Annotated in this window: 26 protein-coding genes; 12 read left to right on the top strand and 14 right to left on the bottom strand. The window is 66.5% G+C overall.

Annotated elements, in window-relative coordinates; all coding sequences use genetic code 11:
• Nucleotides 1–22: 22 nt before the first annotated feature.
• The 5 genes from AC1DIQ_RS15885 to AC1DIQ_RS15865 all read right to left on the bottom strand — a co-directional run bounded on the left by AC1DIQ_RS15885 (nt 23) and on the right by AC1DIQ_RS15865 (nt 2,707).
• Nucleotides 23–832 (bottom strand): M15 family metallopeptidase, encoded by an 810-nt coding sequence (locus tag AC1DIQ_RS15885; protein ID WP_121043374.1) that lies wholly within the window; start codon nt 830–832, stop codon nt 23–25.
• A 9-nt stretch (nt 833–841) separates the two neighbouring features.
• Complete coding sequence (locus AC1DIQ_RS15880; protein WP_478050377.1) at nt 842–1,384, bottom strand: PH domain-containing protein; 543 nt, start codon at nt 1,382–1,384, stop codon at nt 842–844.
• A gap of 1 nt (nt 1,385) precedes the next feature.
• Nucleotides 1,386–1,574, bottom strand: a complete 189-nt coding sequence (locus AC1DIQ_RS15875; protein ID WP_121043380.1) for a DUF4177 domain-containing protein — start codon at nt 1,572–1,574, stop codon at nt 1,386–1,388.
• Nucleotides 1,571–1,750, bottom strand: coding sequence for a type II toxin-antitoxin system antitoxin (locus AC1DIQ_RS15870; RefSeq protein WP_282263299.1), 180 nt, complete (start codon nt 1,748–1,750; stop codon nt 1,571–1,573). Before AC1DIQ_RS15870 ends, AC1DIQ_RS15875 begins: the two co-directional genes overlap by 4 nt.
• Before the next feature lie 87 nt (nt 1,751–1,837).
• Nucleotides 1,838–2,707, bottom strand: coding sequence for an SPFH domain-containing protein (locus AC1DIQ_RS15865; RefSeq protein ID WP_088432124.1), 870 nt, complete (start codon nt 2,705–2,707; stop codon nt 1,838–1,840).
• Nucleotides 2,708–2,838: 131 nt separating this feature from the next.
• Here AC1DIQ_RS15865 and purT point away from each other — a divergent pair, with 131 nt between their 5' ends.
• The gene (purT, locus tag AC1DIQ_RS15860) at nt 2,839–4,026 is read left to right on the top strand and encodes a formate-dependent phosphoribosylglycinamide formyltransferase (RefSeq protein ID WP_121043386.1); all 1,188 of its coding nucleotides are present in this window, start codon (nt 2,839–2,841) and stop codon (nt 4,024–4,026) included.
• A gap of 188 nt (nt 4,027–4,214) precedes the next feature.
• On the opposite strand, the gene AC1DIQ_RS15855 is transcribed toward purT, so the two are convergent.
• Complete coding sequence (locus tag AC1DIQ_RS15855) at nt 4,215–5,420, bottom strand: endonuclease/exonuclease/phosphatase family protein (protein WP_478050376.1); 1,206 nt, start codon at nt 5,418–5,420, stop codon at nt 4,215–4,217.
• Nucleotides 5,421–5,457: 37 nt separating this feature from the next.
• Nucleotides 5,458–6,213, bottom strand: a complete 756-nt coding sequence (locus AC1DIQ_RS15850; protein ID WP_121043392.1) for an arginyltransferase — start codon at nt 6,211–6,213, stop codon at nt 5,458–5,460.
• Between the two features lie 154 nt (nt 6,214–6,367).
• Between AC1DIQ_RS15850 and AC1DIQ_RS15845 the strand changes: the two genes are divergently transcribed.
• Nucleotides 6,368–6,973, top strand: a complete 606-nt coding sequence (locus AC1DIQ_RS15845; protein ID WP_152153678.1) for an EF-hand domain-containing protein — start codon at nt 6,368–6,370, stop codon at nt 6,971–6,973.
• A 58-nt stretch (nt 6,974–7,031) separates the two neighbouring features.
• Here AC1DIQ_RS15845 and AC1DIQ_RS15840 read toward each other — a convergent pair whose 3' ends face one another.
• From AC1DIQ_RS15840 to AC1DIQ_RS15825, 4 genes are all read right to left on the bottom strand, one after another.
• Nucleotides 7,032–8,240 (bottom strand): RNA polymerase sigma factor, encoded by a 1,209-nt coding sequence (locus AC1DIQ_RS15840; protein ID WP_478050375.1) that lies wholly within the window; start codon nt 8,238–8,240, stop codon nt 7,032–7,034.
• A gap of 131 nt (nt 8,241–8,371) precedes the next feature.
• On the bottom strand, nt 8,372–8,881 hold the full coding sequence (locus AC1DIQ_RS15835) for a putative signal transducing protein (RefSeq protein ID WP_461770480.1): 510 nt from the start codon (nt 8,879–8,881) through the stop codon (nt 8,372–8,374).
• Nucleotide 8,882: 1 nt separating this feature from the next.
• Entirely contained in the window at nt 8,883–9,791 is a 909-nt protein-coding gene (tesB, locus tag AC1DIQ_RS15830; protein WP_088432131.1) for an acyl-CoA thioesterase II, read from the bottom strand.
• Between the two features lie 147 nt (nt 9,792–9,938).
• Nucleotides 9,939–10,718, bottom strand: coding sequence for an enoyl-CoA hydratase/isomerase family protein (locus tag AC1DIQ_RS15825; RefSeq protein WP_461770479.1), 780 nt, complete (start codon nt 10,716–10,718; stop codon nt 9,939–9,941).
• Between the two features lie 34 nt (nt 10,719–10,752).
• Between AC1DIQ_RS15825 and AC1DIQ_RS15820 the strand changes: the two genes are divergently transcribed.
• Nucleotides 10,753–11,196, top strand: a complete 444-nt coding sequence (locus tag AC1DIQ_RS15820) for a copper chaperone PCu(A)C (protein ID WP_121043404.1) — start codon at nt 10,753–10,755, stop codon at nt 11,194–11,196.
• A 116-nt stretch (nt 11,197–11,312) separates the two neighbouring features.
• On the opposite strand, the gene AC1DIQ_RS15815 is transcribed toward AC1DIQ_RS15820, so the two are convergent.
• The gene (locus AC1DIQ_RS15815; RefSeq protein WP_088432134.1) at nt 11,313–11,720 is read right to left on the bottom strand and encodes an acyl-CoA thioesterase; all 408 of its coding nucleotides are present in this window, start codon (nt 11,718–11,720) and stop codon (nt 11,313–11,315) included.
• Nucleotides 11,717–14,692, bottom strand: a complete 2,976-nt coding sequence (gene uvrA, locus AC1DIQ_RS15810) for an excinuclease ABC subunit UvrA (protein WP_461770478.1) — start codon at nt 14,690–14,692, stop codon at nt 11,717–11,719. The genes AC1DIQ_RS15815 and uvrA overlap by 4 nt, the downstream gene beginning before the upstream one ends.
• A 295-nt stretch (nt 14,693–14,987) precedes the next feature.
• Here uvrA and rplU point away from each other — a divergent pair, with 295 nt between their 5' ends.
• The 3 genes from rplU to obgE all read left to right on the top strand — a co-directional run bounded on the left by rplU (nt 14,988) and on the right by obgE (nt 16,828).
• Complete coding sequence (gene rplU / locus AC1DIQ_RS15805) at nt 14,988–15,305, top strand: 50S ribosomal protein L21 (protein ID WP_019184518.1); 318 nt, start codon at nt 14,988–14,990, stop codon at nt 15,303–15,305.
• A 15-nt stretch (nt 15,306–15,320) separates the two neighbouring features.
• The gene (rpmA, locus tag AC1DIQ_RS15800) at nt 15,321–15,581 is read left to right on the top strand and encodes a 50S ribosomal protein L27 (protein ID WP_019184517.1); all 261 of its coding nucleotides are present in this window, start codon (nt 15,321–15,323) and stop codon (nt 15,579–15,581) included.
• Nucleotides 15,582–15,775: 194 nt separating this feature from the next.
• Entirely contained in the window at nt 15,776–16,828 is a 1,053-nt protein-coding gene (gene obgE / locus AC1DIQ_RS15795) for a GTPase ObgE (protein WP_121043410.1), read from the top strand.
• A gap of 193 nt (nt 16,829–17,021) precedes the next feature.
• Here obgE and rpsT read toward each other — a convergent pair whose 3' ends face one another.
• The gene (rpsT, locus tag AC1DIQ_RS15790) at nt 17,022–17,291 is read right to left on the bottom strand and encodes a 30S ribosomal protein S20 (protein ID WP_019184515.1); all 270 of its coding nucleotides are present in this window, start codon (nt 17,289–17,291) and stop codon (nt 17,022–17,024) included.
• 116 nt (nt 17,292–17,407) lie between these two features.
• Here rpsT and murJ point away from each other — a divergent pair, with 116 nt between their 5' ends.
• From murJ to AC1DIQ_RS15760, 6 genes are all read left to right on the top strand, one after another.
• Nucleotides 17,408–19,012, top strand: coding sequence for a murein biosynthesis integral membrane protein MurJ (murJ, locus tag AC1DIQ_RS15785; RefSeq protein ID WP_121043413.1), 1,605 nt, complete (start codon nt 17,408–17,410; stop codon nt 19,010–19,012).
• Nucleotides 19,013–19,087: 75 nt separating this feature from the next.
• Nucleotides 19,088–20,041, top strand: coding sequence for a bifunctional riboflavin kinase/FAD synthetase (locus AC1DIQ_RS15780; protein WP_478050374.1), 954 nt, complete (start codon nt 19,088–19,090; stop codon nt 20,039–20,041).
• On the top strand, nt 20,038–22,869 hold the full coding sequence (ileS, locus tag AC1DIQ_RS15775) for an isoleucine--tRNA ligase (RefSeq protein ID WP_478050373.1): 2,832 nt from the start codon (nt 20,038–20,040) through the stop codon (nt 22,867–22,869). Before AC1DIQ_RS15780 ends, ileS begins: the two co-directional genes overlap by 4 nt.
• Nucleotides 22,869–23,375: a signal peptidase II gene (gene lspA / locus AC1DIQ_RS15770; RefSeq protein WP_478050372.1), complete on the top strand. Its 507-nt coding sequence runs from the start codon at nt 22,869–22,871 to the stop codon at nt 23,373–23,375. The genes ileS and lspA overlap by 1 nt, the downstream gene beginning before the upstream one ends.
• Before the next feature lie 53 nt (nt 23,376–23,428).
• On the top strand, nt 23,429–24,379 hold the full coding sequence (gene ispH / locus AC1DIQ_RS15765; protein WP_121043425.1) for a 4-hydroxy-3-methylbut-2-enyl diphosphate reductase: 951 nt from the start codon (nt 23,429–23,431) through the stop codon (nt 24,377–24,379).
• Nucleotides 24,380–24,598: 219 nt separating this feature from the next.
• Nucleotides 24,599–26,479, top strand: a complete 1,881-nt coding sequence (locus AC1DIQ_RS15760; RefSeq protein WP_478050371.1) for a M61 family metallopeptidase — start codon at nt 24,599–24,601, stop codon at nt 26,477–26,479.
• Nucleotides 26,480–26,482 lie beyond the last annotated feature (3 nt).

The raw sequence follows: 26,482 nt of genomic DNA, 5'->3' as shown, positions 1-26,482 counted from the left end.
CCCTCCTTGTGGGTCGCGCTGGTCAGGGTATGGCGTCGTGCCAGCACCAGTGCCACGGTTCGTAGACAATCCCATGCGGGTTGTCCCGCGGGTAGCTCAGCTGGAACCCGAAGCGACCGGCATGCTCGCCCAGCCACGCGAACGCGGCAGTCGACTCGAACGATTCTTCCGCAGGCGGTTCGCCGGGTGTGCCGATATCCAGCGCGTAGCCGCTGTGGTGCTCGCTGTAGCCCGGTGCGGCGTTGACCTTGAGGATCTCCTCCACGCTCAGCCCGCGGTTGCGTTTGCGGGCGAATATCCCGAGCTGGTAATCGTGGCTGCGGTAGCCGGAGATCGCCTCCAGGGCGATGCCATCGGCAGCGGCCCGCGCGCGCAGGCGTTGCCAGCTGCGGGCGGCGTCACGCTGGAGCCAGAGTGGCCGCCGGTAGCGGTCGAAACCGGCCAGGTGCAGCTGAGCCGGTTCGGCTTCCAGCGCCAGGCCGCTCGCGGCCTCGTAGGCATCGGCATCAATCCCGAGGGTTTCGAGGCGATGCTGCAGTCCACTCAGGGGCAGCACCGCATCGGGCGCGCTGCCGCGGCGGCGATCCAGCACCTGGCGGTCCAGCGCATCCAGTGCCTCCTCGATGCCCGGCTCGCGCATCAGGCGCGGCACCAGTGGCAACACGCCGTGGGCGGTAGCGACGGCGAGGTAGCGCCCATCGCGCTTGCGCCGCAGGACCCACTGCGCGCGAGCCAGGGCGCGCGCGTCGGCAGAGCCGCGTGCACGCAGCAGGCCGCCAGGCCACAGTTCGATCTCGGCGGTGTTGATCAGCAGGGCAGGGGATCGGCGCATGCTGCCAGCTTAGTGCGCGCGCGGCGGTCCGGCCAGCGCCTGCAAAGYGTCGAGGAGAATGCGGGGACGTTCCGGGCTGATCACCAGGGCGCTGCCATCGCGCAGCGGCAGGTGCAGAACGCGGCTGCTGTCGGTGATCAGGCAGAACGCCTTGCTGCGATCGGCCATGCGGTAGTGCCCGGACTGGAAGCCCGGTACGCCGTAGCCGTTGGTCTTGATCGAGGGCTTGTACCGGCCATGCTCGGCGAAGTCGACGATGCGCGCCTCGTCCAGACGCATCGCGCTGACCGGCACGCGCTTTCGGTAGAAGGTCGACAACACCTCCAGCGTGTCCTCATGCAGCACGATGCGACGCCGGCTGTAGGCCCAGGTCAGTACGGCTGCCAGCACGGCCAGGAAGGGCAGCGTGACCATCAGCTCGGTGTGCGAACGCTCCGGTGCGTCCAGCGCGGTGCCGACCATCACGCCGGCGACGAGCAGCAGCGGAACCCACAGCCACAGCAGTCGCCAGCCCGGCGATGGGGCAACCTCGAAGGGATGAGGTGCACTCACTTCATGCCTCCTTTTTGAAGATCAGTACCGACGTCGTGAAGGGAGGTGCCGACACCAGGCTGATCGCGTTGACCAGCTCCCAGCCGAGCTGGCCCTGCCGGGTCAGTTCCTCCTGGATCTGCTCGGCGTTGACGATCCCCATCAGGTTGGGTTTCACTTCAACGGTGAGATAGCTCCAGCGCCTGCTCATGATTTGCTCTCCTTGTCGGCGGTGGGTCTGGGAAGGCGTCCGGCCTTGCGCAGGGCATCGCGCAGCACGTATTCGATCTGTGCATTGAGGCTGCGCAGCTCGTCGTCGGCCCAGCGCTGCGCCGCCGCCAGAACGTCGGCATTGATACGCAGCGGGTACGCTTTCTTTTCGGTCATGCGGGGTCCTTTATCGACAGCGCGTGCCGTCCCCTCGGCGCCGCGTTGCGGTGGTAGCTGCCGACCCTGGGTCGGCACGCTGGTGCATCAATACAGCGAACCGGCGTTGACCACCGGCTGGGTGCCACGATCCGAACACAGCACGGTCAGCAGATTGCTCACCATGTGCGCCTTGCGCTCTTCATCGAGCTGGACCACACCGTTCTTCTGCAGTTCGGCCAGGGCCATTTCGACCATCCCGACCGCACCGGCGACGATCCGCGTACGTGCGGCGATGACCGCATTGGCCTGCTGGCGTTGCAGCATCGCCTGGGCGATTTCCGGGGCATAGGCGAGGTGGCTGATGCGCGCATCGATCACCTGCACGCCGGCATCGGCCAGGCGCTCGGCCAGCTCGTCCTTGAGGTGCTGGGAGATCTCGGCGGCATGGCTGCGCAGCGACAGCTGGCCTTCTTCGTGCTGGTCATACGGGTAGCTGGTCGCCATCGCGCGCAGCGCCGATTCGGACTGGATGTGCACGAAGCTCTCGTAGTCGTCCACGTTGTAGACCGCTTCGGAAGCATCCACCACCTGCCACACGATCACCGCGGCGATCTCGATCGGGCTGCCGTCGAGCTCGTTGACCTTGAGCTTGCCGCTTTCGAAGTTGCGCACGCGCTGGCTCACCTTGACCTTGGTGAAGAACGGGTTGTTCCAGCGCAGGCCGTTCTCCTTGACGGTGCCGACGTACTTGCCGAACAGGCTGACGACCACCGCCTGGTTGGGCTGCACGGTATACAGGCCGACCAGGCTGAGCAGGGCGGTGGTGGCCAGCACCAGGCTGCCCACGATCAGCGCCGGGTTGCGGTTTCCCTTGTCCACCCCGACCACGAACATCCACACGGCCACCGCGGTCAGGGCCAGCACCAGCAGCAGGAAGGGCAGGCCGGACAGCGAGCGGATCGACTTCTCTTTCATGGCAGGGCGTCCTTGGGTAGTTGATTGGAAGATATCAAATTGATATCACTTCGCAAGTGCCGCCCCAGCCGGCCACGCGGCGGCGGCACCGGCTAGAATGCCCTCCCGCCCCTGTTGCCCGGAACATCGCCATGTCCACGCTCGGTACGCCGCTGTCTCCTTCCGCCACCCGTGTGCTGCTGCTGGGATCCGGCGAACTCGGCAAGGAAGTCGCCATCGAGCTGCAGCGGCTGGGGGTGGAGGTGATCGCTGCCGACCGCTACGCCAACGCGCCGGCGATGCAGGTGGCACACCGTTCGCACGTGATCGACATGCTCGACGCCATGGCGCTGCGCGCGCTGATCGCACTGGAGAAGCCGCATCTGGTGGTGCCGGAGATCGAGGCGATCCATACCGAGACGCTGGTCCAGCTGGAACAGGAGCAGGGGCTGCGGGTAGTGCCGACTGCGCGTGCGGCACGCCTGACCATGGACCGCGAGGGCATCCGCCGGCTCGCCGCCGAGACCCTGGGTCTGCCGACCTCGCCGTACCGGTTCGTTGATACCGACGCCGAGTACCGCGCGGCGGTCGCTGCGATCGGGCTGCCGTGCGTGGTCAAGCCGGTGATGTCTTCCTCGGGCAAGGGCCAGAGCACGCTGCGCCAGGAGGCCGACATCGCGCCGGCCTGGGAGTATGCGCAGACCGGTGGCCGCGCCGGTGCCGGGCGCTGCATCGTGGAGGGCTTCATCGATTTCGAGTACGAAATCACGCTGCTGACCGTGCGTCATGCGGGCGGGACGTCGTTCTGTGCGCCGATCGGGCACTGGCAGAAGGATGGTGATTACCGCGAGAGCTGGCAGCCGCAGCCGATGTCGCCGCGTGCGCTGGCGCGGGCGGAGGAGATTTCGCAGGCGATCACCGATGAGCTGGGTGGCTGGGGGCTGTTCGGGGTCGAGCTGTTCGTGAAGGGCGACGAGGTGTGGTTCAGCGAGGTGTCGCCGCGGCCGCATGACACGGGTCTGGTGACGTTGGCCTCGCAGGAGTTGAGTGAGTTCGCGCTGCATGCGCGCGCGATTCTGGGGCTGCCGATTCCGGTGATCCGCCAGAGTGGTCCGTCGGCGTCGTGTGCGATGTTGGCGCACGGTGAGGGTGTGCCGTTCTTCAGCAATGTGGCCGCAGCCCTGGTGCATCCGGATTCGGCGCTGCGCCTGTTCGGCAAGCCGAGTGTGCACGGGCATCGCCGGGTGGGTGTGACGTTGGCGCGCGGTGGGGATATCGAGGAGGCGCGGAAGATTGCGCGTGAGGCGGCTGAGGCTATCGGGATCGAGTTGCGGTCTTGAGGTGGGTTTGAGGCCCAAGCCTAAGCCGAAGCTGGCGCCTTGGTTGCTGTCGGTCTGAGGCGATCGGGCAGCCCGCTCACCTCTTCGTGGAGGGTCGGTTGGGCGGATCCAACGGCGGGGCATAAAATGGCAGGACAAAAAAACGGCGAGCCTTGGCTCGCCGTTTTTCGTTGAATACGGAGCAGACTTTATTTCAGGTCGACCCACACCAGGTGGTGGTCGCTGCCGTCGGCGATTTTTGCTTCCGGGCTGTCATTGGCAGGCCAGAACACGCCGCTGCCGATGTAGCTGAAGCCGACCGAGGGCAGGACGTAGTCCAGGCGCATGGTGCCGGATTTCGGGCCGAAGTCGCCGGTGGCATGGAAGGGCGCGCCTTTGCGGGTGATGCCTTTCTCGGCATAGGCCAGGCTGGTCTGCTCGGCGCCGACGCTGCGCGGGGTGGGGTAGCGCAGGACGCGGGGGTTTTCGATCAGTTCGACGATCGCTTCGTGGCGGCCGTCGCCGTCGACCGGGTCGTTGTTGAGGTCGCCGAGGATGACGAAGCGCGCGTCCTGCGCGAGGCCGCCGCAGTGGCCGCGGTCATCGCACAGCCATGAAGTGTCGCGGTCCTTGAGGTAGTCCTGCCACAGGCGCAGTTCGTCGTGGTTGCGGGCGGCGTTGCGCTTCTCCGGGCCGTCGAAGACCGGCGGGGTCGGGTGCGAGACCAGGGCGTGTACGGTGCCGTTCGGGGTGGTCACCGGCACGTCCCAGTGCGATTTGGAGGACAGGCGCAGCTGCGACCAGACGTGGTCGTTGTAGAAGGATTTCCCGGTGCGCGGATCGATCGGGCGCAGGGCGCCGGGCATCGTGCTCCACTTCAGCAGCTGGAAACTGCGGACCTTGGCTTCATCGATCGGGTAGCGCGACAGCACCAGCATGCCGTACTGGCCCGGGTGCAGGCCGTAGCCCCAGGCATCGTTGCCACGGGCGCGGCCTTCGCCGCCGATCTCGCCGTTGTTGTCCAGGTCCAGGCCGCTCTGCACGCCGGTGTTCACCGGGGCGAGGTAGCGGTAGGCGTAATGCAGCGGCTCACCGCCGCCCGGCTGGGCGGCTTCCAGGTAGCGCTTCTGGAAGAGATCAGCGGCGCGATGGGCGTCGTCGTAATCGAACTCGTTGAGCAGCACCAGATCCGGGCGGACCTGCTGCAGGACGGCGGCAATCTTGCGCGCGTGTTCGCTGTCACCTTCGAGCTCGGCGATCAGGCCGCCGGTCTCGTCGCTGTACAGGGAGGTGTTGTAGGTGGCGATCCGCAGCGGCGCGGAAGCGGGATCCGGCATGGCGGCGGTCTTGGCAGGGGTCTGTGCGCAGGCGCCGCAGAGCAGGGCCAGGGCAAGGATCAGGGGATGGGCTTTCATCCGCCTATTTTGCACCCGGCGCGGTGTCAGTGATGCGTCAGCGGCCGTCCAATTCGTCATCAAAGGCGTGCCAGCGGCGGCCGTCATAGGCCTCCAGCGGGCGGAACCGGCGCTTGTAGTCCATCTTGCGGTGGTCGCGGATCCAGTAGCCCAGGTACAGGTGCGGCAGCTGCTCGCGCTGGGCCCAGGCGATCTGCTGCAGGATCGCGAAGGTGCCCAGGCCGCGATGAGCCTGGTCCGGATCGAAGAAGGTGTAAACCGCCGACAGTCCTTGCGGGGTCACATCGGTCACGGCGACCCCAAGCAGCGGGCCGCGATGGCCGTCCTCGCCCGGGGCGCGGATTTCGATGAAACGCCCCTGCGACCAGCGCCCGATCAGGAATTGGTCGAACTCGTGCGGGCCGTGCTCGTCCATCCCGCCCTGTGCGTGCCGATGGGACAGGTAGCGGTGGTACAGCGCGAACTGCTCTTCGGTCTGTTCGGCGGCGACGATACGCACTTCCAGATCCGCATTGCGGACCAGGCAACGGCGCTGGCTGCGGTCCGGTGCGAAGCGGGCCACGGGGATGCGCACGGCTACGCAGGCGTGGCAGTCCGCGCAATGCGGGCGGTAGACCAGATCCCCAGAGCGGCGGAAGCCCCAGCCCAGCGCCATCGGGTACAGCGTGCCCAGGCGCGGATCGTTGGGATCGAGCACCAGATCGCGTGCGGCCCGTTCCGGCCAGTAGCCACAGGGGTGGTCACCGGTCTGGAACAGTCGCAGCTCGTCGTCGCGGTCGCCGTGTATTGCCATGCCCACAGCATAGCCCCGTGCCGTCGCAGCCGCCGCGACTGTCTGCCAAATGAACACGGCTGGCCGGGCTGTCAACGGTGCTGGCGCCCACGCGTTGTTACCGGTGTGGGTGCCACGCACCGCACGCAGTTTCCCTCACAAACCGGAGTTACCCATGCGCAACCGCAAATCCCTCCTGCTGCTGGCCCTGCTGCTGTCCACCGGTGCTGCCGGCCTGGCGGTCGCTGCCGATACCCCCGCCGCCGCTGACAAGCCGGCCCGTGCCAAGCTGGACACCAATGGCGATGGCTTCATCGACCGCACCGAAGCGGCCAAGTCGCCCCGTCTGGCTGCGCAGTTCGACACGCTCGATGCCAACAAGGACGGCAAGCTCTCCCGTGAGGAACTGCCGCGCTGGCACGGCAAGCGCCACGGGCGTGGCCCGGGTGGGCATGGCGACTGGATGGCCAAGCTGGACACCAACAAGGACGGCCGCATCAGCCGCGAGGAGGCCAAGGCCGACCCGCGCCTGGCCGCGCGCTTCGATGCGATGGACGTCAACAAGGATGGTTACCTGGACAAGGCCGACCGCGAGCTGCGCATGAAGCAGCATCGTGATGCCTGGTTTGCCGCAGCCGATACCAACAAGGACGGCCAGCTGAGCAAGGCCGAATTCGATGCGGCCAAGGGCCCGTTCGGTGGCCCGCGTGGTGATCATCGCGATGGCAAGCACCGCGATGGCAAGCCGCCGATGCCGCCGAAGGCACCGGCCACGAAGTAAGCGGTATGGCGGTGGTGTGTAACGAAAGCGCCGGTCATCGACCGGCGCTTTTCGTCCATCAGATGCGGCCGTTCCTGTACATCGCCCAGACGATGGTGCCGATCACCACAAGGTTCATCACCCACACCGCTTTGCGGCCGTAAAGCGACTCGTATTTCCAGTTCGGACCGGTGCGCCCGTGGCGGGCCGCGTCGCGCGCGATCATCGGCGCCATGATCCGCTGCAGCGGACCCAGACATTGATAATTGACCAGTCCCAGTCCGATGACGAGGGCCATCACCGGGGAGTACCAGCCCGGCTGAAGGTAGGTCAGGGCGAACACAGACATGCAGACCAGCATCGCAGTGAAGGTGCTGTAGTGGACGAACCTGCGGATCGCTGCGCGCTCGCTTTCGTTCTCGGCATACGAGAGCAGATAGCGGCCGCCCAGGTAGCTGCCCAGCACGCCGCCGACCATGCCGCCGATGATCGCGCCCCAGGCGAGATCCGGTGGAAACACCTGTGTCTGGCTGGCCGCTGCCGTCAACGAGCCCATTGCCGCACCGCCGGAGACACTGGCACCGCCCAGGCCGAGCTTGCCGGTGCCCAGCCCGGTGCCCAGCAGGATCGCAGCACTGGCCGTGCCCGGGGCGGCGACCAGCACCATCGATACGACGGTCGTGGCGAAGGCGGCACTCGGCGCGCTGCTGCGGGCGAAGTCGCTGAAGCGACGCAGCATCTCCTCACGCACGGTGGCACGTGCACGCGACAGGCGCTTGCGCACGGCGGCATCACTGAGCCCGAGCAGATCGGCGACCTGCTGCGAACTCTGGCCTTCGCGGTAATAGAGCAGCAGGGTTTCGCGGCTGTCCTCCGGCAGCGCCGAAATGATGTCTTCGGCGGCCAGTTCTTCCTCTACCCGTTGCAGATGATCCGGGGCACTGGGGCTGGGGTCGGCGGCCATGTTGATGGCGATCTCGGCGGCCTCGCCGGACAGCGGGCGGCCGCGGTTGGCGCGCAGCCAGTCACGGGCGAGATTGCGGGTGATCTGGCGCAACCAGGGCAGGAAGCTGGCATGGCTGTGCAACTGGTTGAGTTGCTGCCAGGCCTTGATGAAGGCTTCCTGCGCGATGTCCTCGCTGGCATGTACATCGCGGGTGATCGCCAGCGCGATCGCGGTGACCGTGTTCTGGCAGGCCAGCACGATGCGGCCATATGACTGCTGGCAGCCGCCTGCGGCAGCAGGCAGCTCGCGTTCGAGCGTGATGGTCAGCGGATGCGGCGTCATGGTGTCCTCCCCCGGGGATGGTCCCATCATGACGCGTGCCGGTCCCGGATGTGACCGGGTAGTGCCGGCCGCTGGCCGGCTCTGCAGGCTTCCAACCGAACGAGGAGCCGGCCAGCGGCCGGCACTACCTGTTACTCGGTGGGCTGGATCCGGACCCGCACTTCCTCTTCTTCCGGCGGGGGGGCTGCCGGTGCGGTCGGCGACGCCGCCGGCTGCACGGTCGGGGTCGGCGCGGGCGCCACGACCGGGGCGCTGCGGTGGCGCATGACCACCACCATCGCCACGGCAGCGATCACCAGCAGCAGGCCGATACGGATGCGCCAGGCCCAGTTGCGCGGCGCATCGTTCTGGGCGACCTCGTCGCGGAACGCGAACTGCGCGGTCGGGTGATCGCGGCGGGTGGTTTCGAGCAGGCGCGCATCGCGCAGGATCTCGCGGGCGCGGGGCTGGTCATCGGCATGCACCACCCACAGGGTCGGGTGGGTAGTGGCCTTTTCCTTGTCCAGATAGCTGAACTGGCTGCCGCGTTTGCTGTGGTACGAGCGTCCGTTGGTGATGCGCACCTCGATGCCGGCGTCGCGCAGCAGCTGGGCCACGCCTTCGACGGTTTCCACGCGCTGGCTGTTGAAGATCTGTCTCATGTCAGTCCTTGGCCGGCACGGCGGCAGCCGCGGCACTGTCGTCGACCACGCGGATCAGGCCTTCCTGCGCCGTGCTGGCGACCAGGATGCCGTTGCGGGTGAAGAACTGGCCACGCGCCAGGCCACGTGAATCCTGCGCGCTGGGACTGTCCAGCGAGTACAGCAGCCAATCGTCGGCGCGGAACGGGCGGTGGAACCAGATCGCATGGTCCAGCGAGGCCATCTGCACATGCGGCTGGTAGTAGCTGATGCCGTGCGGGAAGGTCGCGGTGCCGAGCAGGTGGAAGTCCGAGGCGTAGGCGAGCAGCGCCTGATGCAGCTCCGGGGCATCGCCGACGGTCTCGTTCAGGCGCAGCCAGACCTGGTGGTACGGCGGGCGCTTGGGCGGGTTGAGTTCGTCACGCGGGTACACATGGCGGAACTCGAACGGGCCGCCCCGCGAGAGCCAGCGCTGCACCTTGATCGGCAGACGATCCAGGACCGCCTGCGGCAGCGGCTGGTTCGGTTCGATGTCTTCCGGCTGCGGCACTTCGGGCATCTTGTGCTGGTGCTCGGCACCGGTCTCGGCCTGCTGGAACGAAGCGGCGCAGAAGAAGATCACCTTGCCGTGCTGGATCGCGGTGACCCGGCGGACGGAGAAGCTGCCGCCATCGCGGGTGCGGTCCACGTCATAGACGATGGGGTGGTCGATGTTGCCGGCACGCAGGAAGTAGGCGTGCAGAGAATGCACGTGACGGCCGTTCTCGACCGTCTTCTGGGCGGCCGACAGCGCCTGGCCCAGCACCTGGCCGCCAAAAACATACTTGGTACCGATATCGCGGCTCTGGCCGCGGAACAGATTGTCTTCCAGGCGTTCGAGCGAGAGCAGGTCGATCAGCTCGGAAACGACGGGTTCGTGCGTGGCGGACAAAGGCGGCAACCTGGGTTGGACTGGCGCCGATTATACGGGCTCCGGTAGGGCCGGCTGCTGGCCGGCTCCTCGTCAGGTACAGGTGTAGGGGAGCCGGCCAGCGGCCGGCACTACCGGTGTGCGCGGGCGCGCTTCAACCGTGGTGGGTCATCCCTTTCCCAGCCGCGCGACCAGTCCCTGCAGCGCCTGCTGGGCGTCCGGGGCGTACCAGGCCTCGATGAAGCGATCCAGCTGGATCAGATCGGCGTGCAGGGCCTCGTGGAGATCGGCACGGGCGATCGCGCGGGTCAGCAGCATCGGCTGGCGCGGCAGCGTGAGCAGGCCCTGCAGCCAGGCCACGGCACGGGCAACCACCAGATTGGCGTCGACCACCTCATCGACCAGCCCGATCTGCAGCGCACGCTCGGCCGGCACCATTTCGCCGCCGACCAGCAGGGTGGTGGCCCGGTGGTGGCCGACCACGCGGCGCATCAGGCGCTGGATGCCTTCCGGCGCGACCAGCCCGACCTGCACTTCGTTCAGGCCGATCACCGTGGGATGGGCGGCGTCGGGGCTGCGGGCGATGATCCGATAGTCGCAGCACAACGCGAGCACGCAGCCGCCGGCCGGGGCGTGCCCGGTCATGGCGGCGACCACCGGCACGCGGCACTCGGCCAGGGTGCGCACGGCGCCGAAGAAGGCCTGCCAGCTGTCCAGCAGCTTGTGTTTGTCATCGCCGTGGCTGAGCAGGTGCGGCACGTCCATGCCGGCGCTGAAGATGCGCTCGCTGCCGGACAGCACGATGCCGTGCACATCATCGGACATCGCCTGGTTGATCGCGTGGATCAGGTGCCGGCACAGCTCGGTGTCCAACGCATTGACCGGTGGCCTGGCCAGCCGCAGTTCGCGGATGGGGCCGTGGTTGATCACCTCGATGAGCGTCGTCATGCTGCAGTCTCGTTGCGGACAGGGAACGAAGCCGATGATAACCAAACCATTCGTGTGCGTATTGTTGGGATTGTGTGCGTTCGCAACATCCGCGTGGGCCGCAACGCCGGCCTGTGTGTCACTGCGCGATGGGTGGGTGCGCCTGCCGCCCGGTGCGATGCCGATGGCGGCCGGCTACGGCCAGATCCACAACGACTGCCGCGAGGCGGTGGTGGTGGTCGCCGCCGGCAGCAAGGCGTTCGGCGATGTCTCGCTGCACGAAACCACGCTGGTCGACGGCGTCAGCCGCATGCGCGCGGTCGAACGCCTGCCGATCGCGGCGGGGGCGACGGTCGTGCTGAAACCCGGTGGTCTGCACCTGATGTTGATGCAGCCGGAGGTGGCGCTGAAAGAGGGGGTGCAGCTGCCGTTGCGGCTGAGCCTGGAAGATGGGCGCAAGGTGGATGGAACGTTGCAGGTGCGCAGCGCGGTGCCGTAAAGATGAATGGGCCGTGGTAGTGCCGGCCGCTGGCCGGCACCCACGCAGTCCATCGTTGCCATGAAACTGCCGGCCAGTGGCCGGCACCACTTTTCAGTTCGGCTCGGCAGAACCCATCAGCTTGACGCGGTCCGGATCGCCTCGGGCAACGGCGCGCTCTTGCCGGTCTGGGTGTCCATCCAGACCACCACCACGTTGCCATCCGAATACAGCGTGCTGTCGTTCTTCTCGTCCACGATGCGGTGGCCGATGGTCACGCTGCTGTTGCCCAGACGCTCGACGAACAGCTCCACCACGATGTCGTTGGGCCACACGATCGGCAGGCGGTAGTTGACGTTGGTCGCCGCCACTACCGGTGCGATCCGGTCGGTCATCGAAACGCCCTCCACGCCCAGCATCCAGCGCACGCGCGCTTCTTCCAGGTAGGAGATGTACTTGGCGTTGTTCACGTGGCCCATGCTGTCCATGTCGCGCCAGCGGACGCTGATCGGCACGCGGGCGAGGATCTTGTGCTCGTTGCTCATGCGGTCTTCTTCTTGGTCTTGCTGGGGGCTTTGGTCGCGGCGGTCTTGCGCACGGCCTTCTTCGGTTCCGGCTTGGCCTTGCGCGGCGGGCGGGCGTCGGGCTTGTTGGCCACGGCCGCCGGCTGTTCCGGACGCGCGCTGGTGGAGGGCAGCATTTTGGCCAGGAACTGGCCGGTGTACGAGGTTGGGCAGGCCGCCACGTCCTCCGGCGTACCGGTGACCAGGATGGTGCCACCGCGATGGCCACCTTCCGGACCCAGATCGACGATCCAGTCGGCGGTCTTGATCACGTCCAGGTTGTGTTCGATCACCACCACCGTGTTGCCTTCGTCGCGCAGCTTGTGCAGCACGCCGAGCAGCGCCTCGATGTCGTGGAAGTGCAGGCCGGTGGTCGGCTCATCCAGGATGTACAGCGTGCGCCCGGTATCGCGGCGCGACAGTTCCTTGGACAGTTTCACGCGCTGCGCTTCACCACCGGACAGCGTGGTCGCGCTCTGGCCCAGCTTGATGTAGCTCAGGCCCACATCGACCAGCGTTTCCAGCTTGCGCGCGATGCTCGGCACCGGCTCGAACAGCTTCAGGGCATCTTCGACGGTCATCTGCAGCACGTCGTTGATGTTGTAACCCTTGTAGAGGATCTCCAGCGTTTCGCGGTTGTAGCGCTTGCCGTGGCAGACATCGCAGGGCACGTACACGTCCGGCAGGAAGTGCATTTCCACCTTGATCAGGCCATCGCCCTGGCACGCTTCGCAGCGGCCACCGCGCACGTTGAAGCTGAAACGCCCCGGCGAATAGCCGCGTGCACGCGCTTCGGGCACCTGCGCGTACAGCTCGCGCAGCGGCGTGAACAGACCGGTGTAGGTGGCCGGGTTCGAGCGCGGGGTGCGGCCGATCGGCGACTGGTCGATGTCCACCACCTTGTCGAACAGATCCAGGCCGTCGACTTCCTTGTATGGGGCGATCGGGTGCGAGGAGCCGTTGATCTCGTTGGCGGCCAGCGAGAACAGGGTGTCGTTGATCAGGGTCGACTTGCCCGAGCCGGACACGCCGGTGATGCAGGTCAGCAGGCCCGAGGGAATATCCAGGTCCACGCCCTTGAGGTTGTTGCCGCTGGCACCGCGCAGGTGCAGGGTCATCTTCGGGTTGGGCTTGTGCCGGCGCGCCGGGATCTCGATGGCGCGCTTGCCCGACAGGTACTGGCCGGTCAGCGAACGCGGGGCATCCAGGATGTCCTGCAGCGTGCCCTGGCCGACGATCTCGCCGCCGTGCACGCCCGCGCCCGGACCGATGTCCAGCACGTAGTCGGCCAGACGGATCGCGTCTTCGTCATGCTCGACCACGATCACCGTGTTGCCGAGGTCGCGCAGGCGGGTCAGGGTACCGAGCAGGCGCTCGTTGTCGCGCTGGTGCAGGCCGATCGACGGCTCATCCAGCACGTACATCACGCCGACCAGGCCGGCACCGATCTGCGAGGCCAGCCGGATGCGCTGGGCTTCACCACCGGACAGGGTGTCGGCCTTGCGCTCCAGGGTCAGGTAATCCAGGCCGACGTCGACCAGGAAGCCGAGCCGTTCGCCGATCTCCTTGACGATCTTGCCGGCGATCTCGCCGCGCCAGCCGGGCAGGCTCATGCTGCTGAAGAACTTCAGCGCATCGTCGATCGGCATCACCACCAGTTCCGGCAGCGCACGGTCGGCCACGAACACATTGCGCGCGGCCTTGTTCAGGCGCTGGCCCTGGCACTCGGGGCAGTTGCGCTCGCTGATGTACTTGGCCAGCTCTTCGCGCACGGCCGAGGATTCGGTCTCTTTGTAGCGGCGTTCGAGGTTGGGAATGATGCCCTCGAAGCGATGCTTGCGCTGGGTGCGGCCACCGGCTTCGGTGAAGTAGGTGAAGGTGATCGTCTCTTCGCCGCTGCCGTACAGCACGGCCTGGCGCACGTCCTCGGGCAGGCTCTGCCAAGGGGCATCGGTGTCGAACTTGTAGTGCTTGGCCAGCGAGGCGATCAGCTGGAAGTAGTACGCATTGCGGCGGTCCCAACCGCGCACGGCGCCGGCCGAGAGCGACAGCTCCGGGTGCACCACCACGCGCGAGGGGTCGAAGAACTCGGCCATGCCCAGGCCATCGCAGCCCGGGCAGGCGCCGACCGGCGAGTTGAACGAGAACAGGCGCGGTTCCAGCTCCGGCAGCGAGTAATCGCAGACCGGGCAGCTGTACTTGGAGGAGAACAGATGCGCAGGCGCATCCTCCACATCCAGCGACTGCACCGAGACCATGCCGTCGCCAAGCTTGAGCGCGGTTTCAAAGCTCTCGGCCAGGCGCTGCTTGATGTCCTCGCGCGGGCGGAAACGGTCGATCACCGCTTCGATGGTGTGCTTCTGGCGCAGTGCCAGCGGCGGCACCGCATCGATTTCATGCAGCTGGCCGTCCACCCGCACGCGCACATACCCCTGCGCGCGCAGCTGGTCGAAGACCTGGGCGTGCTCGCCCTTGCGCTCGCGGATCACGGGGGCCAGCAGCATGTAGCGCTGCTCGGCGTCGAGGGTCAGTACGTGGTCGACCATCTGGCTGACGGTCTGCGCTTCCAGCGGGTAGCCGTGGTCCGGGCAGCGCGGGCTGCCGACGCGGGCGTACAGCAGGCGCAGGTAGTCGTAGATCTCGGTGATCGTGCCGACGGTCGAGCGCGGGTTGTGCGAGGTCGATTTCTGCTCGATCGAGATCGCCGGGGACAGGCCCTCGATGTGGTCCAGGTCCGGCTTTTCCATCACGCTGAGGAACTGGCGGGCATAGGCCGACAGCGACTCCACGTAACGACGCTGGCCTTCAGCGTAAATGGTGTCGAACGCCAACGAGGACTTGCCCGAGCCGGACAGGCCGGTGATGACAATCAGCTTGTCGCGGGGCAGGTCGAGATCGATGTTCTTGAGATTGTGCGTCCGCGCGCCGCGGATGCGGATGAAATCCATCGCCATGGGGGATCCGTTGTGGGGCTTCGGCTCAGGGAGCCGGCAAGCGGGTGGGGCAATCGGAAACGGCAATCGGTCAGCCTACCGAGCTTGGGATTTGGGGGCAATCGCGGACTTTGCCACCCCCATGTCTCATTCCCTGAGACCCCACGAGCCGGTTTCCTGAACCGTATTCAGCCAAATCCGGGTCAGAGCAGGGGGTGGGTTGACCCGAAGTGGTTGAAGTCATTAAAATTCCGCTTCTGTCCGCCCTCGATGGCGGCAGTCCATAGACCACAATAACTACAGAGGAAGTCTGGTCATGTACGCAGTACTGGTAACCGGCGGTAAGCAATACCGCGTGGCGCAGGGCGAAACGCTCCGCGTTGAAAAGCTCGAAGTCGAAGTCGGCAACGAGATCAAGTTCGACAACATCCTGATGCTGGGCGACAGCGATGGCATCAAGCTGGGCGACGCGCTGAGCGGCGCTTCGGTCACTGCCAAGGTCGTGTCCCAGGGTCGTGCCGACAAGGTCCGGATCATCAAGTTCCGTCGCCGTAAGCACCACATGAAGCGCCAGGGTCACCGTCAGTACTACACCGAAATCGAGATCACCGGCATTGCCGGTGGCAGCAAGTAATAAGGAGAAGCAGTCATGGCACATAAGAAGGGCGTAGGCTCATCGCGCAACGGTCGCGACTCCAACCCGAAGTACCTCGGCGTCAAGATTTTCGGTGGCCAGGCCATCGATGCCGGCAACATCATCGTGCGTCAGCGCGGCACCCAGTTCCATCCGGGTACCGGCGTTGGCCTCGGCCGTGACCACACCCTGTTCGCGCTCGTCGACGGCAAGGTGGAGTTCTCGGTCAAGGGCCCGAAGAAGCGTCGTACCGTCAGCGTCGTCGCCGAAGCCTGATCTTCAGCGGTACGCAGGCGCCCACGCCACGGCGTGGGGTCGCTGACGAAAGCCCCGCTTCGGCGGGGTTTTTCGTTGGTATCAACTATCGGGCGGGACATTTCCCGCCGCCGGCCCTGGATCGTACCGGGGCCGTTAGACTCTGCGGTGGGGTGCACCTCGCGCCCGCCGCCTCCAGATTGGCATCCAGAATCATGAAACTTGTAGACGAAGCAGAAATCCAGGTGATCGCCGGCAATGGCGGCAACGGCTGCATCGGTTTCCGTCGCGAGAAGTTCATTCCGCTGGGCGGGCCGGACGGTGGCGACGGCGGTAATGGCGGCAGCGTGTGGATCCGCGCCGACGAGAACCTCAACACCCTGGTCGATTTCCGCCATGACCGCATCTTCAAGGCGCAGCGTGGTGAGAACGGCATGGGCCGCCAGGCCTATGGCAAGGGCGGCGAAGACCTGGTCATCACCGTGCCGATCGGCACCGTGATCATGAACGTCAGCACCGATGAAGTGATCGGCGATCTGACCAGCCATGGCGACCGCCTGCTGGTGGCCAAGGGCGGCCGCGGTGGCCTGGGCAACATGCATTTCAAGAGCTCCACCAACCGCTCGCCGCGCCAGGCGCTGCCGGGTGAAGAGGGTGAAGAGCGCCTGCTCAAGCTCGAGCTGAAGCTGCTGGCTGACGTCGGCCTGCTGGGCTTCCCGAACGCCGGCAAGAGCACGCTGATCCGTGCGGTGTCGGCGGCGACCCCGAAGGTCGCCGATTACCCGTTCACCACGCTGTACCCCAATCTGGGCGTCGTGCGCGTGGAGAACTACCGCAGCTTCGTGATCGCCGACATTCCCGGCCTGATCGAAGGTGCGGCCGATGGCGCGGGCCTGGGCGCGCAGTTCCTGCGCCACCTGCAGCGCACCCGCCTGCTGCTGCACCTCGTGGATATCTCCCCGATGGAAGGTGGCGTGGAAGGTGTCTCGCCGATCGAGCAGGTCCGTGCGATCGAGCGCGAGCTGGAAAAGCACGACCCGGAGCTGCTGAACAAGCCGCGCTGGCTGGTGCTGAACAAGGCCGACCTGATGTTCGAGGACGAAGCCAAGGCTGCCGCCGAGAAGATCGTCGCCGAGCTGGGCTGGACCCAGCCGTGGTACTTGGTCTCGGCCCTGGGCCGTGAAGGCACCTGGCCGATCATGAACAACGTGATGGCCTTCTTCGATCGCCAGAAGGAAGACGAGGCGCAAGCGCGCGATGCGTACTGAGCGCACCCGCGCGCCCCTGAGAAACCCGGCTGCGGCCGGGTTTTTCTGTGGTGCCGTCGTCACCGCCGACCGGGCCGACCGGGCCGGCCGTCGCAGATCGCAGGCAACAAAAAACCCGGCCGGGGCCGGGTTTTTCTCTGCGGCTGGGTCGAAGCCACGCAGTGCGTGGCTCTACGACACCCGCAGCGCCGTATCAGGCGGCCTTGATGGCCTTGATGCGCGCGGTCAGGCGGCTCTTATGGCGAGCAGCCTTGTTCTTGTGGATCAGACCACGCGAGCTGAAACGGTCGAGGATCGGCTGGGCAACAGCGAAGGCTGCCTCGGCGCCGGCGGCGTCATTGGCATCCAGAGCCTTGATCACCTTCTTGACAGCGGTGCGCAGCATCGAACGCTGAGCCGTATTGCGCGCGTTGCGCACGACGGTCTGCTTGGCGCGCTTCTTGGCGGACTTGATATTGGCCACAGTGGTGGTTTCCTGAAAAATCGGTGTAATGGGAACAGCAAGCTGGAAAGTATGATGGCTCGAAAAATGTACGTCAAGTCAATTGTCAAGAGGGAACACGGGTGAGTTCACCAAGGATGTTGCGGGGCCTGCTGTCTTTCAGCAGCATGACCATGATTTCGCGGGTGTTGGGGCTGGTTCGCGACCTGGTCATCACCACCACGTTCGGCACCAATGCGGTGACCGACGCCTTCTGGGTCGCCTTCCGGGTGCCCAATTTCCTGCGCCGGCTGTTCGCCGAGGGCTCGTTCGCCACCGCGTTCGTCCCGGTGTTCACGGAGGTGAAGGAAACCCGCTCGCATGCCGAACTGCGCGAACTGATGTCGCGGGTGGCCGGCACGCTGGGCGGGGTACTGCTGCTCGTCACCGCGCTGGCGTTGATCTTCGCGCCGCAGCTGGCGACCCTGTTCTCCAGCGGGGTGGATACCGACCCGGCCAAGCACGGCCTGCTGGTGGACCTGTTCCGGCTGACCTTCCCGTTTCTGCTGTTCGTCTCGCTGACCGCGCTGGCCGGCGGAGCGCTCAACAGTTTCCAGAAGTTCGCGATGCCGGCGCTGACCCCGGTGATCCTCAACCTGTGCATGATCGCCGGTGCGCTGTGGCTGGCCCCGCGGCTGGGTGGCACCCCGGAGAAGCAGATCCTGGCGCTGGGCTGGGCGGTGCTGGCCGCCGGCCTGCTGCAGCTGCTGTTCCAGCTGCCGTCGCTGAAGGGCATCAACCTGCTGACCCTGCCGCGCTGGGGCTGGCAGCATCCCGGGGTGCGCAAGGTGCTGACCCTGATGGTGCCGACCCTGTTCGGTTCCTCTATCGCGCAGATCAACCTGCTGCTGGATACGGTGATCGCCGCCAAGCTGACCGATGGCTCGCAGTCCTGGCTGTCGCTGGCCGACCGCTTCCTGGAACTGCCGCTGGGCGTGTTCGGCGTGGCGCTGGGCACGGTGATCCTGCCGGCGCTGGCCCGCCACCATGTCAGTACCGACAAGGCCGGCTTCTCCAGTGCGCTGGACTGGGGCCTGCGCACGACGCTGCTGATCGCCATCCCGGCCATGCTGGGCCTGCTGCTGCTGGCCGAGCCGCTGATTGCCACCGTGTTCCAGTACGGCCGCTTCACCGCGTTCGATACCCGCATGACCGCGCTGTCGGTGTACGGCCTGAGCTTCGCCCTGCCGGCCTTCGCGCTGCTCAAGGTGGTGCTGCCGGCCTTCTACGCCCGTCAGGACACCCGCACCCCGGTCCGCGCCGGTGTGGTCGCGCTGGTGGCCAACATGGTCTTCAACGTCATCCTGCTGGCCGTGCTGTACCACGTGATGGTGCCGGAGGCGCTGAAAGCGCAGGGCGTCTGGGTCGCGTTGGGCAAGCAGCCTGGCCTGCATCTGGCGCTGGGTATCGCCAGTGCGCTGTCCAGTTATCTGAACCTTGGCCTGCTCTGGTACTGGCTGGGCAAGACCGATGTCTACCAGCCCAAGGCGGGCTGGGGCGGCTATGCGACCAAGCTGGGGCTGGCCTGCCTGGCCATGGTGGCGGTGCTGCTGGGCCTGCGCTACGGGATGGCGGACTTCACCGGCATGGACAAATGGCACCGGATCGGCAACCTCGCGCTGCTGGTCGGCGGCGGTGGCCTGACCTATCTGGTGGCCCTGGTTGCCATGGGCTTCCGCCCGCGCCATCTGCGGGAGCATTGATCCGGGGGCAGCCCGGCTATACTTCATGGCTATCTCTTGCAAAGCATCGGCCCCGGTGGGCCGTATTCCACGTAGATGAGCAGGCTGTTTAGAAGCGTCGAAGGCGGGCAGTTGTTCCCGCACGGAAGCGTGGTCTGCATCGGCGCATTCGACGGCCTGCACCTGGGTCATCGTGCGTTGGTGCGCCACGCCGTTTCGCGCGCGCGCGCGCGCGCGCTGGGCGTGGCTGCCGTGGCGGTGGCTTTCGAGCCACTGCCGCGCGAGTACTTCGCCCAGGGCGAGCCGCCGCCGCGGTTGACCCTGGCCCGTGACAAGGTCGCCATGCTGCGCGAACTCGGCGTGGATGCGATCGGCCTGCTGCGCTTCGATGCGCGCATGGCCGCGATGCAGGCCGAGGCGTTCGTCGAGCAGCTGCTGGTGCACCGGCTGAGCGCGCGCGAGGTGTGGATCGGGCCGGAGTTCTGCTTCGGCAACCGCCGCAAGGGCGATCTGGCCCTGCTGCAGGCGATGGGCCGCGAGCGTGGCTTCAGTGCCGGTGAGATCGAGCCGGTCGACCTGCACGGTGAGCGCATTTCCAGCACCCGCATCCGCCAACTGCTGCGCGCCGGTGATTTCCGTCATGCCGGCGATCTGCTGGGCAGGCCGTATACGATTGGGGGCAGGGTAGTGCGCGGCCGCCAGTTGGGCCGTACGCTGGGCTTCCCGACCGCCAACCTGCGCTTCCCGAAGACGCCGGCGCTGTCGGGGATCTACGCGACCTGGGTCCACGGCGTGTTCGATCAGCCGTGGCCGTCGGTCTCCAGCTTCGGTACGCGTCCCACCGTGGATGGCGTGGAGCCGCTGCTGGAAGCGCACCTGTTTGATTTCCAAGGCGACCTGTACGGCCGCCACATCGATGTCGAGTTCGTCGCCAAGCTGCGCGACGAAGAAAAGTTCCACGATCTGGCTGCGTTGACCGACCAGATGCACCGTGACGCCGAACAGGCCCGTCACATCCTTTCCGAACACAGATTGCGAGCCACTGCGTGAGCCAGGACTACAAAGCCACCCTTCATCTGCCGGCAACCGAATTCCCGATGCGCGGCGACCTGCCCAAGCGCGAGCCGGGCATTCTGTCGCGCTGGGAGGACGAGGGCCTTTACGCCCGCCTGCGCGACAACGCGCAGGGCCGCCCGCTGTTCGTGCTGCACGACGGCCCGCCTTACGCCAATGGCCAGATCCACCTGGGCCACGCGGTCAACAAGATCCTCAAGGACATCATCGTCAAGTCGCGTTACCTGGCCGGCTTCGATGCGCCCTACGTACCGGGCTGGGATTGCCACGGTCTGCCCATCGAGATCGCGGTCGAGAAGAAGTGGGGCAAGGTCGGCGTCAAGCTCGATGCGGTCGCGTTCCGCCAGAAGTGCCGCGAGTTCGCCGAAGAGCAGATCGAACTGCAGCGCCGCGACTTCAAGCGCCTGGGCGTGATCGGCGATTGGGACAACCCGTACAAGACGCTGAGCTTCGATTTCGAAGCCAACGAGATCCGTGCGCTCTCCAAGGTGTTCGCCAACGGTCACATCGTGCGCGGCGCCAAGCCGGTGCACTGGTGCTTCGACTGTGGCTCGGCGCTGGCCGAAGCGGAAATCGAATACCAGGACAAGACCTCCCCGGCGATCGACGTGGCCTACGTGTCGCGTGATTCCCAGCAGCTGGCCGAGCGCTTCGGCGTGACGCTGCCGGCCGATGTCGAGGTGGCGGTGCCGATCTGGACCACCACCCCGTGGACGCTGCCGGCCTCGCTGGCGGTGTCGCTCGGTGCGGAGATCGAATACGTGCTGGCCGAAGGCCCGGCCCACCACGGCAAGCGCCGTTGGCTGGTGCTGGCCGCCGCGCTGGCCGAACGTTCGCTGCAGCGCTACGGCGTGGAAGGCCTGGTCGTGCACGGTCGTGCCACCGGCGCCGCGCTGGAAAATCTGCTGCTGGCCCATCCGTTCTACCCGCAGCGCGACATCCCGCTGCTCAATGGCGACCACGTCTCCGACGAAGACGGTACCGGTGCGGTGCATACCGCCCCGGGCCATGGCCAGGAAGACTTCGTGGTCAGCCAGCAGTACGGGCTGATGGACAAGTACAACGCCGGCCAGATCAACCCGGTCGACGGCCGTGGCGTGTACCTGTCCTCGACCCCGCCGGCCGGCGATGTCGAGCTGGCAGGCGTACACCTGTGGAAGGCGCAGCCGTTGATCGTCGATGTGCTGCGTGCCTCCGGTGCGCTGCTGGCGTATGTCGAGATCGTGCACAGCTACCCGCACTGCTGGCGCCACAAGACGCCGGTCGTGTTCCGCGCCACCCCGCAGTGGTTCATCTCGATGGACAAGGCCAACCTGCGCCGCGATGCGATGGCCGCGATCGACAACGTCGGCTGGTTCCCGAGCTGGGGCAAGGCGCGCATCGGCTCGATGGTCGATGGCCGCCCGGACTGGTGCATCAGCCGCCAGCGCACCTGGGGCGTGCCGATCGCGCTGTTCACCCACCGCGAAACCGGTGAGCCGCACCCGCGCACAGTGGAATTGATGCAGCAGGTCGCCGACCGCGTGCAGGCCGAAGGCATCGACGTGTGGTACTCGCTGGACAGCGCCGAACTGCTGGGCGAGGAAGCGCCGCACTACGAGAAGGTCACTGACATCCTCGATGTCTGGTTCGACTCGGGCGTGACCCATGAAGGCGTGCTGCTGGCGCGTGGCTTCGGCAAGCCGGCCGATCTGTATCTGGAAGGCTCGGATCAGCACCGCGGCTGGTTCCAGTCCTCGCTGCTGACCGGCGTGGCCATCGACAAGCAGGCCCCGTACAAGCAGTGCCTCACCCACGGCTTCACCGTGGATGAGAAGGGCCGCAAGATGTCCAAGTCGCTGGGCAACGGCATCGAGCCGCAGGACATCATGAAGACCCTGGGCGCGGACATCCTGCGCCTGTGGATCGCCTCGGCCGATTACAGCAATGAAATGTCGCTGTCGCAGGAAATCCTCAAGCGCAACGCGGATGCCTACCGGCGCCTGCGCAACACCGCGCGCTTCCTGCTCGGCAATCTGGACGGCTTCGACCCGGCCCAGCATCTGGTGGCCCCGGCCGACATGGTCGCGCTGGACCGCTGGATCGTGCATCGCGCCTTCGAGGTGCAGGAGAAGATCAAGGCCGCGTACACCGGCTACAACATGGCCGAGATCGTGCAGCTGCTGCTGAACTTCTGCAGCGTGGATCTGGGCTCGGTGTATCTGGATGTCACCAAGGACCGCCTGTACACCATGCCGGTGGACTCGCGCGGCCGCCGCTCGGCGCAGACCGCGATGTACCACATCGCCGAAGCGTTCACGCGCTGGATCGCGCCGATCCTGAGCTTCACCGCCGATGAGCTGTGGGGGTACCTGCCGGGCGAGCGCAAGGAGAACGTGCTGTTCGCCACGTGGTACGACGGTCTGGTTCCCTTGCCGGCCGATGCACCGCTCAACGCAGCCGACTTCGACCAGCTGCTGGCCCTGCGCGAGCAGGTCGCCAAGGTGCTTGAGCCGATGCGCGCCAACGGTGCGATCGGTGCGGCGCTGGAAGCGGAGATCACCGTCGCCGCCGATGCCGAGACCGCCGCGCGCTGGCAGCCGCTGGCCGAGGAGCTGCGCTTCCTGCTGATCAGCGGTGACGTGCAGGTGCGCCCGGCGACCACCGACGAGGTGTTCGTCAGCGCCCAGCCGACCGGCAAGCACAAGTGCGTGCGCTGCTGGCATTACCGCGCCGATGTCGGCTCGGTCGCTGCGCATCCGGAACTGTGCGGCCGCTGCGTGACCAACATCGACGGTGCCGGCGAAGACCGGCGGTGGTTCTGATGACCGCCGCCCGTCCGCGTCCGAACGCGCTGATCTGGCTGCTGCTGTCGGCAGCGATCATCATCGCCGACCAGTGGAGCAAGGCCTGGGTGCTGTCCAGCCTGCCCGAGTACGAGCCGGTGGTGGTCATCGAAGGCTTCTGGAACTGGTACCGCACCTACAACACCGGCGCAGCATTCAGCTTCCTGAGCGATGCCGGTGGCTGGCAGCTGTGGTTCTTCACCGCGCTGGCGGTGGGCATCAGCGGCCTGATGGCCTACTGGATGTGGGGCACCGCGCGCGGTGCCTGGCGCAGCGCCGTGCCTTACGCGCTGGTGATCGGCGGGGCGATCGGCAACGTGATCGACCGCCTCATGCACGGTCACGTCGTCGACTTCATCCAGTGGCATATCGGGGACCATTACTGGCCCTCGTTCAACATCGCCGACTCGGCGATCGTGGTCGGCGCGGTGGGTATCGCCCTGTTCGGCCTGTTCGACGGCAAGGCTGCCAAAAAAGCGGGATAATTCCCTCCTGTATCCGTAACAACCCGGCTCACGCCGGCCGGAGTATCTGACCGATGGATGTGTTGCTCGCCAATCCGCGTGGTTTCTGTGCCGGTGTCGATCGTGCGATCGAGATCGTCAAGCGCGCGATCGAGACCCTGGGTGCGCCGATCTACGTGCGCCACGAGGTCGTGCACAACCGGTTCGTGGTGGATGACCTCAAGGCCCGCGGCGCGATCTTCGTCGAAGAACTCGACGAAGTGCCGGACGACAACACGGTGATCTTCAGCGCGCACGGCGTCTCCCAGGCCGTGCGCCAGGAAGCCGACCGCCGTGGTCTGAAGGTGTTCGACGCGACCTGCCCGCTGGTCACCAAGGTGCACCTGGAAGTGGCCCGCCACTGCCGCGCCGGCCGCGACGTGGTGCTGATCGGGCACGCCGGGCACCCGGAAGTGGAAGGCACGATGGGCCAGTGGAACCGTGAGCGCGGCACCGGCCAGATCTACCTGGTGGAGGGTGTGGAGGACGTCGCCACGCTGGTCATCGACCAGCCGGAGAACTTCGCCTACACCACCCAGACCACGCTCTCGGTGGATGACACCCGCAGCATCATCGACGCGCTGCGCACCCGCTTCCCGGCGATGCAGGGCCCGAAGAACGACGACATCTGCTACGCCACGCAGAACCGCCAGGACGCCGTGCGCGATCTGGCGAAACGGTGCGATCTGGTGCTGGTGGTCGGCTCGCCGAACAGCTCCAACTCCAACCGCCTGAGTGAACTGGCGCGCCGTGATGGCGTGGAGTCCTACCTGATCGACGGTGCCGACGAGATCGATCCGGCGTGGGTGGCCGGCAAGAAGCACATCGGCTTGACCGCCGGTGCCTCGGCACCGCAGGTCCTGGTGGATGGTGTGATCGCGCGCCTGAAGGAGCTCGGTGCCACCGGTGTGGGCGAACTGGAGGGCGAGCCGGAATCGATGGTGTTCGCGCTGCCGAAGGAACTGCGGCTGCGGTTGGTCGACTGACCGCGCAGCATTCCGCCACGCATGCCATGGCGCTGCCCCGGTAGTGCCGGCCGCTGGCCGGCAGCGCACCTCGGTTGGCCCTGATCGCGACCGGCAGACAGAACGTCACTGCGCGCCGCTGTGCCAATCATGGCCGCAACGCGACGTATGACCTTTGGCCATGGGGCAGGGCGCTGGCGGAGGACTAGGATCGAGCCTTCCCCCGCTGGAGCCTGCCTGATGAAGATGCGTGCCATTGCCCTGTCCGTGTTGCTGGCCGTGTCCGCCACCGGCGTGCAGGCGCAGACACCGCCGCCGCAGGACGTGGCCTTCCCGGGCCTGCTGCGCATCGACGTGGACGCGCGCGACATCGGGCGACGCATCTTCAAGGTGAAGGCCACGGTGCCGGCCAAGCCCGGCCCGCTGACCCTGCTGTACCCGCAGTGGCTGCCCGGGGCGCATTCACCGAGTGGCCCGATCGACAAGCTCGCCGGCCTGGTCGTCACCGCCAACGGCACGCCGCTGCAGTGGACGCGCGATCCGTACGACGTCTATGCCTTCACCGTGCAGGTGCCGCAGGGCGCCAGCGAAGTGGTGGCCGAGTTCAAGTTCCTCTCTTCGCAGGGCACCCAGGGCCGCGTGGTGATGACCCCGGACATGCTCAACCTGCAGTGGAATGCCAATTCGCTGTACCCGGCCGGGGTGATCACCCGCAACATCCAGGCGCAGGCCACCGTCACGCTGCCGCCGGGCTGGTCGTACGCCACCGCGCTGGATACCGAGCGCCGCGAGGGTGACACGGTGGTGTTCAAGCCGATCAGCTATGACCACCTGGTCGACTCGCCGCTGTTCGCCGGCCGCCACTTCCAGCGCTTCGATCTGGACCCCGGTGCGAAGGTGCCGGTGCACCTGAATGTCTTCGCCGATGAGGCCAAATCGCTGGCCGCCAAGCCCGAGCAGATCCAGGCGCATCGCGCGCTCGTGCAGCAGATGTACAAGCTCTACGGCGCACGCCACTTCGACCGCTACGAGTTCCTGCTGGCGCTGACCGACAAGCTCGGCGGCATCGGCCTGGAGCACCAGCGCTCCAGCGAGAACAGTGGCGAGACCGGCTACTTCACCGAGTGGGACAAGACCTGGCTGGGCCGTGATCTGCTGCCGCACGAGTTCAACCACTCCTGGAACGGCAAGTACCGGCGTGGCGCCGATCTGACCACGGCCAACTTCAACGTGCCGATGGGCGACAGCCTGCTGTGGCTGTACGAAGGCCAGACCCAGTTCTGGGGCCAGGTGCTGGCCGCGCGTTCCGGGCTGTGGAGCCCGCAGCAGACCCGCGACGTGCTGGCCAATGTGGCGGGCACCTATGATCGCGGTCGCCCCGGCCTGGCCTGGCGCAACCTGCAGGACACCACCAACGACCCGACCATCGCCCAGCGCCGCGCATTGGCCTTCCGCAACTACCAGATGAGCGAGGACTACTACTCCGGCGGCCAGATGGTCTGGCTGGAGGTGGAGGGCAAGCTGCGCGCGCTGACGGGTAACAAGCGCGGCCTGGACGACTTCGCCAAGGCGTTCTTCGGCATGAACGACGGCGACTGGAATGTCCATCCGTATACCTTCGAAGAGGTGGTGAGCACGCTCAACGGCGTGGCGCCGTTCGACTGGGCCAGCTTCCTGCGCGAGCGCCTGGACGGGCACGGGCCGCTGACCGGTGGCCTGGAAGCGGCCGGCTGGAAGCTGGTCTATACCGATACGCCGAACGAGGCGTTCAAGGCGCAGGAAACCCGCGGCAAGAACAGCAACCTGCTGTACTCCATCGGCCTGTCGGTCAGCGAGTCCGGCTACATCGGCGATGTGCTGTGGGACAGCCCGGCCTTCAACGCCGGTCTCATTCCCGGCATGAGCGTGGTCGCACTCAATGGCCGCGTGTTCAAGGCCGAGCAGTTGAAGGAGGCGATCACCGCCGCCAAGACCGACAAGGCGCCGCTGACGCTGCTGGTGAAGAGCTTCGATCGCATCGATACGGTGACGCTGGATTACCACGATGGGCTGAAGTACCCGTCGCTGGAGCGCATCGCGGGCAAGCCGGACCGGTTGGCGGACTTGTGGAAGGCGCGGTGAGTG

This window comes from Stenotrophomonas sp. 05L413 (assembly GCF_056397945.1).
Note: the sequence above shows the minus strand (reverse complement) of the source record. Positions and strands in the feature narration are given on the sequence as shown.

Excerpts from the sequence above, each read along its gene's own strand:
- AC1DIQ_RS15885 (WP_121043374.1), bottom strand. The coding sequence starts at position 832 with ATGCGCCGATCCCCTGCCCTGCTGATCAACACCGCCGAGATCGAACTG.
- AC1DIQ_RS15875 (WP_121043380.1), bottom strand. The coding sequence starts at position 1,574 with ATGAGCAGGCGCTGGAGCTATCTCACCGTTGAAGTGAAACCCAACCTG.
- AC1DIQ_RS15870 (WP_282263299.1), bottom strand. The coding sequence starts at position 1,750 with ATGACCGAAAAGAAAGCGTACCCGCTGCGTATCAATGCCGACGTTCTG.
- AC1DIQ_RS15865 (WP_088432124.1), bottom strand. The coding sequence starts at position 2,707 with ATGAAAGAGAAGTCGATCCGCTCGCTGTCCGGCCTGCCCTTCCTGCTG.
- purT (WP_121043386.1), top strand. The coding sequence starts at position 2,839 with ATGTCCACGCTCGGTACGCCGCTGTCTCCTTCCGCCACCCGTGTGCTG.
- AC1DIQ_RS15855 (WP_478050376.1), bottom strand. The coding sequence starts at position 5,420 with ATGAAAGCCCATCCCCTGATCCTTGCCCTGGCCCTGCTCTGCGGCGCC.
- AC1DIQ_RS15850 (WP_121043392.1), bottom strand. The coding sequence starts at position 6,213 with ATGGCAATACACGGCGACCGCGACGACGAGCTGCGACTGTTCCAGACC.
- AC1DIQ_RS15845 (WP_152153678.1), top strand. The coding sequence starts at position 6,368 with ATGCGCAACCGCAAATCCCTCCTGCTGCTGGCCCTGCTGCTGTCCACC.
- AC1DIQ_RS15840 (WP_478050375.1), bottom strand. The coding sequence starts at position 8,240 with ATGACGCCGCATCCGCTGACCATCACGCTCGAACGCGAGCTGCCTGCT.
- AC1DIQ_RS15835 (WP_461770480.1), bottom strand. The coding sequence starts at position 8,881 with ATGAGACAGATCTTCAACAGCCAGCGCGTGGAAACCGTCGAAGGCGTG.
- AC1DIQ_RS15825 (WP_461770479.1), bottom strand. The coding sequence starts at position 10,718 with ATGACGACGCTCATCGAGGTGATCAACCACGGCCCCATCCGCGAACTG.
- AC1DIQ_RS15820 (WP_121043404.1), top strand. The coding sequence starts at position 10,753 with ATGATAACCAAACCATTCGTGTGCGTATTGTTGGGATTGTGTGCGTTC.
- AC1DIQ_RS15815 (WP_088432134.1), bottom strand. The coding sequence starts at position 11,720 with ATGAGCAACGAGCACAAGATCCTCGCCCGCGTGCCGATCAGCGTCCGC.
- uvrA (WP_461770478.1), bottom strand. The coding sequence starts at position 14,692 with ATGGCGATGGATTTCATCCGCATCCGCGGCGCGCGGACGCACAATCTC.
- rplU (WP_019184518.1), top strand. The coding sequence starts at position 14,988 with ATGTACGCAGTACTGGTAACCGGCGGTAAGCAATACCGCGTGGCGCAG.
- rpmA (WP_019184517.1), top strand. The coding sequence starts at position 15,321 with ATGGCACATAAGAAGGGCGTAGGCTCATCGCGCAACGGTCGCGACTCC.
- obgE (WP_121043410.1), top strand. The coding sequence starts at position 15,776 with ATGAAACTTGTAGACGAAGCAGAAATCCAGGTGATCGCCGGCAATGGC.
- murJ (WP_121043413.1), top strand. The coding sequence starts at position 17,408 with ATGTTGCGGGGCCTGCTGTCTTTCAGCAGCATGACCATGATTTCGCGG.
- AC1DIQ_RS15780 (WP_478050374.1), top strand. The coding sequence starts at position 19,088 with ATGAGCAGGCTGTTTAGAAGCGTCGAAGGCGGGCAGTTGTTCCCGCAC.
- lspA (WP_478050372.1), top strand. The coding sequence starts at position 22,869 with ATGACCGCCGCCCGTCCGCGTCCGAACGCGCTGATCTGGCTGCTGCTG.
- ispH (WP_121043425.1), top strand. The coding sequence starts at position 23,429 with ATGGATGTGTTGCTCGCCAATCCGCGTGGTTTCTGTGCCGGTGTCGAT.
- AC1DIQ_RS15760 (WP_478050371.1), top strand. The coding sequence starts at position 24,599 with ATGAAGATGCGTGCCATTGCCCTGTCCGTGTTGCTGGCCGTGTCCGCC.